Source organism: Kluyvera genomosp. 1 (assembly GCF_001266615.1).
In the GTDB taxonomy this organism is placed as follows: domain Bacteria; phylum Pseudomonadota; class Gammaproteobacteria; order Enterobacterales; family Enterobacteriaceae; genus Kluyvera; species Kluyvera cryocrescens_A.
Genome location: NZ_LGHZ01000011.1, coordinates 168,267 through 181,809, shown reverse-complemented (window position 1 = coordinate 181,809; position 13,543 = coordinate 168,267). Strand labels below are relative to the sequence as shown.

General features: G+C 53.4%; 13 protein-coding genes. 5 read left to right on the top strand and 8 right to left on the bottom strand.

The features are described 5' to 3' along the window. Nucleotides 1-69: 69 nt before the first annotated feature. Entirely contained in the window at nucleotides 70-1,560 is a 1,491-nt protein-coding gene (locus KP80_RS07290) for a M16 family metallopeptidase (protein WP_052282930.1), read from the top strand. Nucleotides 1,561-1,797: 237 nt separating this feature from the next. On the opposite strand, the gene KP80_RS07285 is transcribed toward KP80_RS07290, so the two are convergent. After that, nucleotides 1,798-2,727, bottom strand: a complete 930-nt coding sequence (locus KP80_RS07285) for a sugar kinase (protein ID WP_052282929.1) — start codon at nucleotides 2,725-2,727, stop codon at nucleotides 1,798-1,800. 228 nt (nucleotides 2,728-2,955) lie between these two features. Here KP80_RS07285 and pdeH point away from each other — a divergent pair, with 228 nt between their 5' ends. Beyond that, nucleotides 2,956-3,729, top strand: a complete 774-nt coding sequence (gene pdeH, locus KP80_RS07280; protein ID WP_052282928.1) for a cyclic-guanylate-specific phosphodiesterase — start codon at nucleotides 2,956-2,958, stop codon at nucleotides 3,727-3,729. Between the two features lie 36 nt (nucleotides 3,730-3,765). On the opposite strand, the gene KP80_RS07275 is transcribed toward pdeH, so the two are convergent. The 3 genes from KP80_RS07275 to KP80_RS07265 all read right to left on the bottom strand — a co-directional run bounded on the left by KP80_RS07275 (nucleotide 3,766) and on the right by KP80_RS07265 (nucleotide 7,382). Continuing rightward, nucleotides 3,766-5,082 (bottom strand): MFS transporter, encoded by a 1,317-nt coding sequence (locus tag KP80_RS07275; RefSeq protein WP_052282927.1) that lies wholly within the window; start codon nucleotides 5,080-5,082, stop codon nucleotides 3,766-3,768. Between the two features lie 274 nt (nucleotides 5,083-5,356). Continuing rightward, nucleotides 5,357-6,355 carry an inner membrane protein YhjD gene (gene yhjD / locus KP80_RS07270; RefSeq protein WP_052282926.1) on the bottom strand — a complete coding sequence of 333 codons (999 nt, stop codon included), beginning with the start codon at nucleotides 6,353-6,355 and terminating at the stop codon, nucleotides 5,357-5,359. Between the two features lie 127 nt (nucleotides 6,356-6,482). After that, nucleotides 6,483-7,382, bottom strand: a complete 900-nt coding sequence (locus KP80_RS07265) for a LysR family transcriptional regulator (protein WP_052282925.1) — start codon at nucleotides 7,380-7,382, stop codon at nucleotides 6,483-6,485. Between the two features lie 118 nt (nucleotides 7,383-7,500). On the opposite strand from KP80_RS07265, the gene KP80_RS07260 reads away from it, so the two are divergent. After that, entirely contained in the window at nucleotides 7,501-8,259 is a 759-nt protein-coding gene (locus KP80_RS07260) for an SDR family NAD(P)-dependent oxidoreductase (RefSeq protein WP_052282924.1), read from the top strand. A 349-nt stretch (nucleotides 8,260-8,608) separates the two neighbouring features. Further along, on the top strand, nucleotides 8,609-9,235 hold the full coding sequence (locus KP80_RS07255) for a helix-turn-helix transcriptional regulator (protein ID WP_052282923.1): 627 nt from the start codon (nucleotides 8,609-8,611) through the stop codon (nucleotides 9,233-9,235). Here KP80_RS07255 and KP80_RS22310 read toward each other — a convergent pair. Together KP80_RS22310 and KP80_RS07245 are read right to left on the bottom strand one after the other, a co-directional pair. Beyond that, nucleotides 9,212-9,655, bottom strand: a complete 444-nt coding sequence (locus tag KP80_RS22310) for a lysozyme (RefSeq protein ID WP_072129067.1) — start codon at nucleotides 9,653-9,655, stop codon at nucleotides 9,212-9,214. The genes KP80_RS07255 and KP80_RS22310 overlap by 24 nt on opposite strands. Before the next feature lie 53 nt (nucleotides 9,656-9,708). Next, on the bottom strand, nucleotides 9,709-10,254 hold the full coding sequence (locus KP80_RS07245; RefSeq protein ID WP_082221722.1) for a GNAT family N-acetyltransferase: 546 nt from the start codon (nucleotides 10,252-10,254) through the stop codon (nucleotides 9,709-9,711). Between the two features lie 136 nt (nucleotides 10,255-10,390). Between KP80_RS07245 and KP80_RS07240 the strand changes: the two genes are divergently transcribed. Then, the gene (locus KP80_RS07240) at nucleotides 10,391-11,983 is read left to right on the top strand and encodes an STY4199 family HEPN domain-containing protein (RefSeq protein WP_052282921.1); all 1,593 of its coding nucleotides are present in this window, start codon (nucleotides 10,391-10,393) and stop codon (nucleotides 11,981-11,983) included. Between the two features lie 72 nt (nucleotides 11,984-12,055). Here KP80_RS07240 and KP80_RS07235 read toward each other — a convergent pair whose 3' ends face one another. Then, nucleotides 12,056-12,943, bottom strand: coding sequence for a bestrophin family protein (locus KP80_RS07235; RefSeq protein ID WP_072129066.1), 888 nt, complete (start codon nucleotides 12,941-12,943; stop codon nucleotides 12,056-12,058). A 2-nt stretch (nucleotides 12,944-12,945) separates the two neighbouring features. Beyond that, nucleotides 12,946-13,365 carry a hypothetical protein gene (locus KP80_RS07230; protein WP_052282919.1) on the bottom strand — a complete coding sequence of 140 codons (420 nt, stop codon included), beginning with the start codon at nucleotides 13,363-13,365 and terminating at the stop codon, nucleotides 12,946-12,948. Between the last annotated feature and the right edge of the window lie 178 nt (nucleotides 13,366-13,543).

Here is a 13,543-nt window from a genome sequence, read left to right as displayed (position 1 = left end):
CCAGGCGACTCACGCGTCTGCGGATTGAGCTAAGAAGGGAGTCACCAGGAATGTTCATCAGGGGTTCACATGCAGGGCACAACAATTCGACTTTTAGCCGGTGGTTTGCTGATGATGGCAGCGGCCAGCTGTGTGCAGGCAGAAACGCTCCAGCCGGACCCGGCCTGGCAACAAGGCACGCTGCCTAACGGCTTCCAGTGGCAGGTGCTTGCCACGCCACAGCGCCCGAGTGACCGTGTAGAGATCCGGCTCTCGATTGATATTGGCTCGCTGAACGAAAGCGCTCAGCAGACCGGCTACAGCCACCTTATTCCGCGCATTGCGCTGACGCAAAGCGGCAGTATGCCTGCCGCGCAGGTTCGCTCAATGTGGCAACAGGGGATTGATCCAAAACGACCGCAGCCGCCGGCGATCGTCTCTTACGATTTCACCCGTTTTAATTTGAGCATGCCAAATAATCGCAGCGACCTGCAAAAAGAGGCGCTGACCTGGCTTGCTAACTCGCTGGGCAAACCGGACATTACGCCGGACACCATCAGCTACGCACTGAGCGTACAGGACATGGTGGCAACCTGGCCGCACGACACCAAAGAGGGCTGGTGGCGCTATCGTCTGAAAGGCTCAACCATGCTGGGTCACGATCCTGCCGAGCCGCTGAAGCTGCCGGTGGATGCGAAACAGCTGACCGAGTTTTATCACAAATGGTACACCCCGGATGCGATGACGTTAATCGTGGTGGGTAACGTGGATAGCCGCGCGACCATCGAGCAGATCGGTAAGGTCTTTGGCGAACTAAAAGGTAAACGCGAAACGCCGGCTGTGATGCCGACGCTCTCTCCACTGCGCCCGGAAGCAGTCAGCATCATGACTAACGCGGTACAGCAGGATCGCTTGTCCATCATGTGGGATGGTGCGTGGCAGCCTATCCGCGAGTCGGCGGCGCTGCAACGCTACTGGCGAGCCGATTTAGCGCGTGAAGCGCTATTCTGGCATGTTCAGCAGAAGCTGAGCCGTACCAACATGAAAGATATTGGCCTGGGCTTTGACTGCCGCGTGCTTTATCTGCGCGCGCAGTGCGGCATTAACCTCGACTCTCCGGGTGACAAGCTGGAAGGCAATCTGGGGTTGGTGGCGCGTGAACTGGCGAGCGTTCGTGATAACGGCCTGCCGGAAGACGAGTTCAATGCGCTGGTGGCGCAGAAAAAGCTCGAGCTGCAAAAGTTGTTTGCGACCTATGCGCGTATGGATACCGACGTGCTGATTAATCAGCGTATTCGTTCCCTGCAAAACCAGGTGGTGGATATTGCACCTGAGCAGTATCAGAAGCTGCGTCAGAGTTTCCTTGAGTCACTGACGCTCGATATGCTCAACCAGGATCTGCGTCAGCAGCTGTCGCAGGATATGGCGCTGATTCTGCAGCAACCAACCGGCGAGCCTGAGTTCAACATGAAAGACCTGCAGGATACCTGGAGCAAAATCATGCTGACCTCTAAGCCTGAATCCGCTGCGGTAGTGGATGATAGTCACCAGGATGTCACGGATATTCCGCCGGCGCAGTAAGCGCGGCGGCTGACCCCTCACCCTAACCCTCTCCCCATTGGGGAGAGGGGATCGATCGAGCTGTTGGCGGTTTGGTGTTCATTCCTTCCTACTGATGAGAAGGGATCGCTCAAACGACGGGTTGTTTTGCCTTTCCCCCTCGCCCCTTTGGGGAGAGGGCCGGGGTGAGGGGAAACCCATGCTCCAGACGAAAAAAAACCTCTCCCGCCAGGAAGAGGTTTTTTTATGCGTGCAATCTTACGCTGGCATCGCGTCGCGCGGAATAATCGCGCCACGGTGTTGAATCACGGTGCTCGCCGTCTGGTGGCCGCGTTTTGCTGCCGCCTGTGCATCACCGCCGGTAAGACGTACGGACAGATACCCGGCGCTGAAGGAGTCGCCCGCTGCGGTAGTATCGACCACTTTCTCTTTTGGTAGCTTCACCGCAGGTACATCGACCAACGCTTCACCGTTAACGGAAACCAGGCAGGAGTCAGCGCCACGCTTGACCACCACTTCGTTAACGCCCGCGGCGTGGGTGCGTGCAATCACCTCTTCAACCGGCTTCTCGCCCCACAGCGCATCTTCGTCGTCCAGCGTCAGGAAGGCGATATCAGTGCATTCCAGCATCTGCTGATACACTTTCTGCGTCTCTTCTTTGCTCGCCCACAGGCGCGGACGGTAGTTGTTATCGAAGATAACTTTGCCGCCGTTGGCTCGGCACTGGGTGAGCAGCGCCAGCAGCTTCTCACGGCTCGCCGGGCTTAAGATAGCCAGGCTAATGCCGCTCAGATAGAGGTAGTCAAAGCCGGCCAGCTGTTCGCAGATAGCGGCAGACTGCTCGCTCTCCAGCCAGAACTTCGCGGCCGCTTCGTTGCGCCAGTAGTAGAACGTGCGTTCGCCGGTGTCATCGGTTTCGATGTAGTACAGACCCGGCATGCGGTCGCTCATGCGTTGAATCAGGTCAGTGTTAACGTTCTCCGCCTGCCAGGCGTCCATCATCTGCTGGCTGAAGGTATCGGTGCCTAACGCCGTGACGTAATTGACGCTGAGTTCAGCCGGGGAGACCTGACGCGCGATATAGACGGACGTGTTTAAGGTGTCGCCGCCAAAACCACGGTTAACTTGTGCGCCCTTCTCGGACAGTTCAATCATGCATTCGCCAATCACGGCAATTTTTTTAGACATAGTCATCAACCTGAATCGGTAAATTTTTCGTAGTGTGCGCTGTGGCTAATCGGTGGTCAACTATATTAAAACATCGTTCCATTATTTTTTTTGAGCTAGCGCGTGTTACGGCGTATTTGTCATCTTTGCAGAAAAATAAAATGGCTTGGCCTGGACATAAAGTTATCAAATGGCCCGCCGATAACCTTATGACCAGACCCTCTGACCCTCTATTCACAGGAAGCTTAAATGACGTTAAAGCAGGTGAGCCAGCGGGCGAGAGTTCCTGATACGGAGCTGGATAGCCTACAGCAGCTGCGTTATTGGCAAGAGTGTGAGCGCGTCTATACATATCAGCCTATCTACACCACCCAGGGTCGCCTGATGGCGATAGAGGTGTTAACGGTAGTGACCCATCCCTCTGACCCCCAAAAGCGTATCGCACCGGATCGTTACTTCGCCGCAGTCTCTATTGGTCAGCGAATTCATGTCATCAAAGAACAGGTGGCAATGCTGGCAAAAAAGAAACAATTCTTTGTGCAGAACAAGGTGCTGGCTTCGGTGAACGTTGACGCGCCTACGCTGCTGGAAATGCGCCAGGATAGGATCCTGAAAACGATGATCGAAACGCTGCCGTGGCTGCGTTTCGAGCTGGTGGAGCATATGGCGCTGCCGCAGGATTCAACGGTGGCCTCGCTGTGCGAATTCGGCCCGCTGTGGTTGGATGACTTCGGCACCGGGATGGCCAACTTCTCGGCGCTTAATGAAGTGCGTTACGACTACATTAAAGTGGCACGCGATTTGTTCATCATGCTGCGTAAAACCCCGGAAGGCCGCAAACTGTTTATCCTGCTGTTACAGCTGATGAACCGCTATTGCGAAGGGGTCATTGTCGAAGGCGTTGAGACGCTGGAAGAGTGGCGTGAAGTGCAGCAGTCACCGGCGCATGCGGCGCAGGGCTATTTCCTGTCCCGTCCGGTGCCAATGTCGACCTTAGATAATTTGATGATTCACCTGGCATAACGCTGGCCTACGCGAACGTAGGCCAGTAAGAAGGGGTTAGAGCGATTCGTGACGCGTTTCGTGCGTCAGCAGCAGCGCAATTAACGTCAGTGCCGCCATAGCCGCCAGATAGACGCCCACATAGAACAACCCATAGCTGCTCTGCAACCAGGCTGCGATATAAGGCGCGACGGATGCACCCAGGATCGATGCCACGTTGTATGAGAACGATGCCCCGGTATAACGCACTTCAGTTGGGAACAGTTCAGGCAGCAGCGCTCCCATTGGACCAAAGGTCAGACCCATCAGGCTCAAGCCCACCAACAGATACAGCATAATCAGCGACGTGTCCCCGGATCCCAGCAGCGGCTGGAAGAAGAACAGGGCGAATACGATGATCAGGCTGGTGATGACGATCATGCTTGGACGACGCCCGAAACGATCAGCCAGCAGGCCCGCAATGGGCACCATCACGCCGAAACCGATAACCGCCAGCATCAGCATCCACAGCACTTCGTTACGCGGCAAGCCCAGACCATTCGGGGCAGCAGCGGTACTGTACGTCATGGAGTAGACGGTCATGATATAGAACAGCGTATAGGTTGCCAGCATGATAAAGGTGCCGAGAATGGTCACGCGAACGTGTTTGCTCAGCAGCGTACCCATTGGCACTTTAACCTGTTTCTTCGCCGCGGCGATTTTGGCAAATACCGGCGTCTCATGCAGCGAAACGCGTACGTACAGACCAATCAATACCAAAACGGCGGAGAAGATAAACGGAATACGCCAGCCCCAGCTCATGAACTGCTGGTCGGTCAGCAGCCAGGAGAGCAGCAGGAAAGTACCGTTGGCAAAGAAGAAGCCAATTGGCGCGCCCAGCTGTGGGAACGAACCGTATAGCGCACGCTTACGCGGTGGCGCATTCTCGGTGGCCAGCAGCGCCGCGCCGCCCCATTCACCGCCTAATCCCAGACCCTGACCAAAACGCGCCAGCGCCAGCAGCATCGGCGCCAGAATGCCGATGGAATCATAGGTTGGCAGCAGACCAATCAGTACGGTTGAGATCCCCATGGTCAGCAGCGAAGCCACCAGAGTCACTTTGCGTCCGACACGGTCACCGAAGTGGCCGAATAGCGCGGAACCGATAGGACGAGCGACGAAGGCGATAGCGAACGTTGCTAGCGATTGCAGCGTTGCCGCCGTGGGATCGCCCTGTGGGAAGAAAATATGCGGGAACACGATGACCGCGGCGGTGGCGTAAATATAGAAGTCGAAGAACTCAATGGCCGTGCCAATGAGGGAAGCCACGACGACTTTATTACGCGAGTTAACCGGAGCGGAAGCCTGTTCGTTATCGAGTGTTGTGCTGGTCATAGTCTTTTCTAATATGTATAGCGAACGAAAGGCCATATTAGACATAGCAAAAGAGACATTTCAATGTGTAACGGGAATGTAAAAACAGGCAAAAATAGCGAAAGAGTGGATAATTTTTATACCAGAAGATTATCAAACATGAAACGCTTCACATTTTTTATAAATTGGATGATAAAACTGGTTTTTGGTTAAATAAAAGTTACGGACTGGATTTATATGCTGAAACGATGAGTTGGGCTGAAATTTTTCATTATCTCTCAGCCCAACATGGTGATTACCGGTGGGTTTTGCCCGGCATTCTCGGGTCGTCTTTGTATTCCGCGGTCGCAATCCACGCGGCGCAGAATAGGGTCAGTCGCGCGAAGAAGTAGAAGAACGCCATCAGTCCAAGCACCGAGCCAAACGCCGCGCCTGAAGGGGATTTCACCAGCGTCGGGAGCGTCCAGGTCATGATGATTTTAATCACCTCAAAGCCAACTGCTGCAATAAAAGTCCCGCGAATCAGGGCTTTTTTGCGCGGCCGATGGCGTGGCAGGCGCCAGAAAATCCAGAAGAACAACAGGTAGTTGGCAAAGATAGAGATGGCGAGGCCAATCAGCCTCCAGGCCGGCTTAAGCCATTCGATGCTGTCGAGATACAGCGCAGAGATAATCAACTGCTGTGCTGAACCGGCGACCGAGGTAATCGACAGAGTAATAATCAGTGCGATGAGCAGGCCAATCAGTGAGATAAAGTCGCGCAGATATTTCAGCCACAGCGCTTCCTGATCCTGTGGCGTGCGTTCCCAAACGTCACGGGACTGCGCGCGGATGGCCTCGCGCAGGTTGCCCATCCAGTTGATACCGGAGTAGAGCGCAATCCCCAGCCCGACCAGTCCGACAGTGGTACGTTGCTGCACGGCGGTGTTGATGGTGCTTTTAAGCGTTGCGGCGAGCGTGGGGTCACTGACGTTGACGAGGATTTTATTGAAGATGTCCTGCAATAGCGTCGGGTGTGAAGCAAGCACAAAACCGGCGGCAGCGAACGACACCATCATGATGGGAATCATCGATAGGAACGAAAAATAGGTAATGGCGGCACCAAACTGATTGCCCATGCGATCGTTGAAACGCTCAGCGGCGCGGATCAGATGGGCGATAACCGGGCGGCGTTGGATCTTCTGTGCCGTGCTGGTGACGGTATCCAGCGCCTTGCTGGCCTTTTGCTGCGTACGGGATAGGTGGCTTGGTTCCGCTTCCTGCAGCGGACGCTTCTCGTCATTTTCCGACGTCATCAGGGATATTTTCCTTTTTATTGCTTTTACTTAAGTATAGATCGTTCGCCGAAGTCGGCGCAGGCGCGCCTCGTCCGGGTGATATTCCAGCAAGCCTGGCCTTGTGGCTCGGGCTGCAAGGCGGAATTTAATCAACGTAATCCTGCAACACCTCGGTTAACCATTCCATGAACAGATGAACCCGGCGCGAGAGATTACGGCGATGTGGGTAAAGTAACGAAACTGGCATGGGCGCTCCCCGGTACTGCGGCAGTATCTCCACCAGTTTGCCGTTATGCAGCGCCTCACGGACACCTACGCGCGGTGCCTGAATGATCCCCAGTCCAGCCAGGCAGGCGGCATGATAGGTTTCGGTGCTGTTTACCGTCAGAACGCCGCCGGCTTTCACCCACTGCGTACCATTCTCTCTTGCCACTTCAAAACCCGGCGGGCGTACGCCGATATTGGTCGCGTAGTGCACCAATGCATGGCTGCTCAGGTCGTCCAGCGATTCCGGGTAGCCAAAGCGCGATAAATAGGTAGGGCTTGCGCAGTTGATCACGGTTAGCTTGCCGAGCGGTCTGGCAATAAGGCCAGAGTCCTTAAGCGTACCAACGCGTACCACGCAGTCAAATCCTTCGCGAATGACATCCACCAGGCGGTCGCTGCTGCTGAGCTCAAGTTCAATGCCTGGGTAGTGCTGTAAAAAGTCCGGTAGCTTGGGAATAACCACGTGGCGAGCAACGGCGACGGGCATATCCACGCGCAGCCTTCCGCTGATGCTGCTGGGATCGCTTTGAAACATGCTGTCCAGCTCATCGAGATTGCTCAACAGATCTTTGGCGCGTTCGTAATACACCATCCCATCCTGGGTTAACAGCACCCGGCGCGTGGTGCGGTGCAGCAGACGGCAGCCGAGATGGTTCTCCAACGCCTGGATCTGCCGCGATACGCTACCTTTAGGAAGCCCCAGGGTGTCAGCCGCACGGGTGAAACTCTCCAGTTCGGCGACGCGAATGAACAGCTGCATTGCGTGAATTTTATCCATCGAAATGGCCCATTGTTGTTGCAGATGAGACAGTGAAGCGCAACTGGCGGTATTTATTGTTCTTTTACCACCTAATAAGCTTGTTCTCAACGAACATACCATCTGAAATGAGGTTCATATGTCCCAACGTATCGCATTAGTCACCGGCGGCAGCCGTGGTTTAGGTAGAAATGCAGTATTGAAACTGGCCGCTGCCGGAACGGATATTATTTTTACCTACAACAGCCAGCGTGATGCTGCGCTGCAGGTTGTCGCTGAAATTGAGAAAACAGGCGTGAAAGCGGTGGCATTGCAGCTAAATGTCAGCGATATCGCAAGCTTTAGCGCATTTGCTCAACAGGTCAAAGCACAGCTTCATCAGGTATGGGGGCGTGAGTCCTTTGACTATTTAGTGAACAATGCCGGGGTGGGGCTCTACGCGGCGTTCGCCGAGACCTCTGAAGCCCTGTTTGATGAGTTGATGAACATCCACTTTAAGGGACCCTTCTTCCTGACTCAGCAACTGCTGCCGCTGCTCGCTGACGGTGGGCGTATTCTCAACGTCTCCACCGGATTAGCACGCTTCGCCCTGCCGGGTTATGCCGCCTATGCATCGATGAAAGGGGCGATGGAAGTGCTGACTCGCTATCAGGCCAAAGAACTTGGGGCGCGCGGTATCTCCGTTAACAGCATTGCACCGGGGGCGATTGAAACCGACTTCGGCGGCGGACATCTGCGCGATAACGAAGAGCTTAACCGCTACGTGGCCTCGCAAACCGCGCTGGGCCGTACGGGATTACCGGACGATATCGGCGACGCGATTGCCGCATTGCTGAGCGATAACCTGCGTTGGATGAACGCGCAGCGCATTGAAGTCTCCGGTGGGATGTTCCTGTAACCGTGATGATGACACTCGTAAGGATGCGATGAACTCATTGTGCTGAAATAAGTCCGCGCTCGGACTTATTTCTTTTTTCATTTCCCATGATGGCTGAATTGTTTTATGTTTTGGTTAATTAATATTATTTAACCACGTTCTATTTTAATCCTTTTCTTAATTCACTTGTGATGAGTTATGTGAATACGTAATTGAGGAGTCGTGGTTGTAAGTATTCATAATTGTGATGTTTGCATTATTCGGTTTCTACGTAGAATGCCCCAGGCCAAACGGCGAGTTCTTATTTTGTGCCGCGAGGATTACTCTTTCGGCCATTAGAAGGCTATTTATTATTTAAGGGGAGTCCGTAATGCAGGTAATCATGTTTGACAGGCAGTCAATATTTATTCATGGAATGAAAATCATCTTACAGGAACATATTCCAGGAATTGATATTTCTGCCGTCAGTCAGGCCGATGACCTCTGGAGGCAACTGTTGCGCGACCCGGATGCGCTCTTGATCCTTGACGGTGAGATGGATCATGACTTTTGCCGGTGGGTACTGCAGGAAAAGTATCAGCAGTTTCCTGATTCGAAAGGCATCATTGTCGCCAACGAATATAACCGTGCGTGGCTACACGACATGATGACGTTTAACGTGCAGGCTATTATCTCGCGTAACGCCAGTATTGAAGCCTTTGTGAAGACTATCAAAAGCGTCATGTGCGGCTTGATATGCCTGCCGGGAGATTGGCGGATGGAGTATGAGCAGGAAAAAAGTGGAATGGATAACCTCAGTCATCGCCAGCGTGAGATATTAACGCTGTTGGCCAACGGTGAGTCCAATAAAGAGATTAGCCGGACGTTAAATATCAGCGCGGGTACCGTAAAAGCGCACCTGGAATCACTGTACAAGCGTTTGGACGTGAGGAATCGCACGCAGGCCGCCATGCTGCTCAATAGCCGGAATGCGTCAGCGCATATCTGTCTGGAATAAGGCCGACTCTGCCTGGCGCTGTACGGCCAGGCTGCTTTGAGGTTGTCCTTCATGCTGCCACAACGCCAGCGCTTTCTGAAATTGTTGGCAATTTACGCTGTGGACGATAGGCGATAACTGGAAGGCTTCCGGCCCCAGGCTGAAAGCCAGTGAGAGCAGGGCATCAAACTGACTTTGCGTGAGCGGCGCATCCACGCTGTGATGTAAGATCTGCTGGTAATAACTCACATCCTGTTCAAAGAGTATTTCTGCCCGCAGTTGTGTAATAGGTGTATCAAATGTCTCGTGGTCATGAATCAGATGGCCGTAACCAATTAACCATAATCCTTCCTCATCCCGATATTTTTCCAGCGACAGTCCCTGATAGCGTTTAATAAAATCCAAACCCTGCGGGCTTGGCGTAAGGGGATCAAGCGGCATTTTTTATCCTCAATCGACGGGAGAATGAGTGTAAAAGAATGCCCTGGATACGCCTATTGGCCGAATGTCGGTGACGTATCATACTCATGGCTAAGTAGGCCAAAAAGCCAGTCGTCGTGCCACTCTCCGGCCAGCTGATAGCTTTCGCGCAGCTCCCCTTCCAGCCTAAAACCGATTTTCTCCAGCGTCCTGCGCGAGGCCATATTGCCCGCGGTGACCGTCGCGGTCAGGCGGCGAATGCCTCCCTCTTTAAATGCATAGTCGCATACCGCACGCAGAGATTCCGTGGCGTAGCCTTTTCCCTGTGATTCAGGGGCGAACAAAAAACCGACCTCCGCGCAGTCGACTTCCCGATGAATATACCCGGTGACCCCCAAAGCGACGTTTTGTGTATCGCGCACGACCAGACAAAGCCAGTGCGATGCACCGGGAGACCAGGGGGGCAGGCGAGAATCAAATGTCTGTCGAATCTCATTTTCGCTTCGCTCATCGGCGACATAGCGCATCACCTGCGGGTTCTGTTGCAGCATGAGAAAAAATGGCCAGTCTGCTGGCGTAATTAAATGACAGGCTAAACGTTCGGTGGTGAGCGCGATCATAAATTCACCCTCTGAAGGTGGGGACAGGACTGTTAATTTGCCTGATTTGCTCTATGGTGTAACGACAAAAATAACAAAATAATAACATGTTAATCCTAAGGCTAAATTGCCTTGTTGTTGATTAAGGAAATTGAAGATGCCGACCTCATCGCATCAGATTGGCCAGCAATTTGAACATTGCCTGAACGTCATCCGTCAGGCGTCGATAGAGATTCTCACGTTACTGAAAATGCGCGTCACGGAAGGCAAAGATCCACGCTGGTTTCTTGAACAGCTCGATCAGGCACGGCTGAATCTGGGGGGATGGGGTGCGGTTGCCCAGCGTCTGAAGATTAACGACAGCCAGCTGAGTGAATTTATGCTCCAGCTGCGCCACCTTCAGCAGGGGACCGTGTCTTACGAACATGGGCTACTCGCGACAGAAAATCAGCTCATTGCCGCCGAACGTTTCGTGGTCACGCTCGAGCAGATAAAGCAGCAGCAACCGCTGCTCAAGTACGGTACCGGTTATGCCAGCGACGCCGATCAGCTCCAGGAACAGGCGGAGCGGCAGATCCGGACAATTCATCTGATGCTCTGCGGGCTGGTGACGCAGATCTGGCCGGATTCGCTGCATCTGCACCATCATCTTAAATCGCTGTTTGGTGCGCAGGAGGTGGCTCGTTGGCACTCGCGCAGCCCGTCCGGTGAGATTCTTAATGGCATGTCTTTTAGCGAGCTGGCGCTGCTGGTAGTGGATAAAAAGACCTTTTCCCGCCATTACTCATCGCTGTTTAACTCAGGGGCAGCGTTAACTTTTCTGGTCGAACAGCGTCTGACGCTACACGCTTTTCTTGATGATATTCGCCGAATGCGCAATAAGCTGCTGGCGCATCATCCGTTGACCGAGATTGAATGCCTGCTGCTTGAACACTACACGCAGCAAATTACCGCGCCGGTGCAGCGTGCCTACGAGCAGGGGCGTACACGGGTGAATCCAGCGAGCCTGATGGCGGCTGATGGGAGTGAAACCCAACATTATTGGCACGAGGCTGCCGAGTACACGCAGGCCTGGGGCGCGGATGCGCAGCCCATTGCCGACAGCATTGAGCGTGTTCATCACGAAACGCGCGAGCATTCCGATGCTCATGAGCGGATCATCACCGCCGTTTTGTGGGGGGCCGTGGGCGTTGTGGTTCTGGGCATTACGCTGGGGGGGATCAGCATTTTGGTCTCGCCGCCGGAGCCTTCACCTCCGGTCGAACAACGCTATGCCACGCATGTTATTGACGAGGCGGTAGGGCAGATGCCTTCTGCGCGCGAGATGCTTGCCAGGCGCGGCATTCTCTGGGACAGCAACGCATTTCGTTCGGCTATCGACCGAAATGATATTGAGGTGGCCGAACTCTTTTTGCGCGGCGGCATGAACTGGCAGCTGGCGTGGACAGACCTGGCGATGTCTTCCCAGCATGAGGCGGTGCTTAACCTGCTGCTGCGCTACCGCAATCAGATGGATGAAGCCAAACCCTGCCGACGTTTTATCAACACGTTGACCCACGAGCTGTCACGCGGCACGCGGCTTGACGCCGTGCGGAAATCCTATCTACAAACCTTTTGCACCACGCCTGCGGTTGTCACCCGACAGCGGTTGGCGTTAGAGAATGCGCAGAAGCGCAATGCAGCCACCGGAGATGCCCAAAGTAAGAAATGGCTGCAGATTCAAAAATCGGTCTACGAGGTGATTAAGTAACTCAGCTGCGCTACGTAAAATTTGCTGAGTACACCCCCGTACCTCATCGCCTCTCACGTAGCGCAATTCGGATTAAAGCAGACGGTAATGGGCGTCAGGTTTTATTTTCATTGGCACCATGCTCTCTTTCAGCATCTCCCGCAGATCGATCTCTATCGCGTTGCAGATGGCGTTTAACGGCAGATCGTTATCTTCCGTACCGAATGGATCTTCCAGTTCGGTGGCGATGGCATCCAGCGCCAGCAGGGCATAGGTAGTGAAAATTGAGAACAGCAGCGTTAGAAAGCCAAAGTCATGAATCAAGAGCAGCGGATAGACCGCGCAAAAAATACCGACGGTGCGGTGCAGCAGCAGCGAATAAGCATAGGGAATCGGCGTATTGCTGATGCGCTCACAGCCGCCCTGAATCGTGCTTATCTGATTCAGGTAGGTATTGAAGTTACGATAAACAAACTCATTTGGACGATGCTGGTAAAGCCACTGACCAATACTCTGCAGCAGGGCGTTACACGGCGTGGTCAGGTGCTGATAATCCAGCGCTCGGCACACCGGAACCGGCCCGTGGCGTAGCTTCGCTTTGAGCGTCTCGCAGTAGGTCACCATCAAATCCAGCACCACCTTTTTCTCCTGCTGAGTGGTTTGGGTGGTATTCACGATTTCCCGCATTAGTGAGCGGTTAACGATTAGCAGATCGCCCCACAGCTTGCGGGCCTCCCAAAAGCGCAGCCACGCGGTATTATTGCGAAAGCCTAGAAACACCGAGATGGAAATAGAAATACCGATGAAATAGAACGAACTCTCTTTGGCGATAATCCCGTGGAGATGTAATAGCGGCAGCGTAAAGAGATAGACAATATTGAGCAGGATAAAAAAGCACAGCTGCGGCGATATTTTTCTCATGATCGACCCGCGCCATGAGAACAGCTTTCTAAACCAGGTTTGCTCCGGCCTGACTATCATGTTTAAGCCTTATCCTGCGACAGCGCCAGGATGGTGTCGTAGATAATTTGAAGACGTTGCAGATAGTGGGCAAACACGCCCGCTTTGTCATTCACTGAGATGGCGTGGTCAAGTTGACCCTGCCCATCAATGCAAGCAGGGGGAAGGACAAGGCCGCTTAGCTCTTCAGACTCAATCTGGAAATCGATTTTGACTTCACCAAAGGCCTGCGAGCGGACGATATTGATATTCACACAGCCAAACAGATTGACGGTAAGTCGCCCTTTTTCGCTTGGCTGGATCTGGTGGTTGTAGAGGCGTTCAGTGGCGGTAATCTGGGTAATCAACTCCATGGAGTACGTGTTCCAGTATTTATCCATTTTGTTTTTATGATTGAAGATGAGGATGGATTTGTCTTCCAGGGAAATAGCACTGTTCATCATGGTTTACTTATCGATAAGGAGTCTGAAAATATCTGATGTAATGGAAGTAACGTGATATGGCGCTATTGGCATTGCATCTACCGGGAGCTTAAATGCCCGCGTATACAAAATACCATGGTTTATATAAAGGTGCGGCAACGACAGCGCGTAAATAATAAGGTAGATAGTCGCTGCCTAT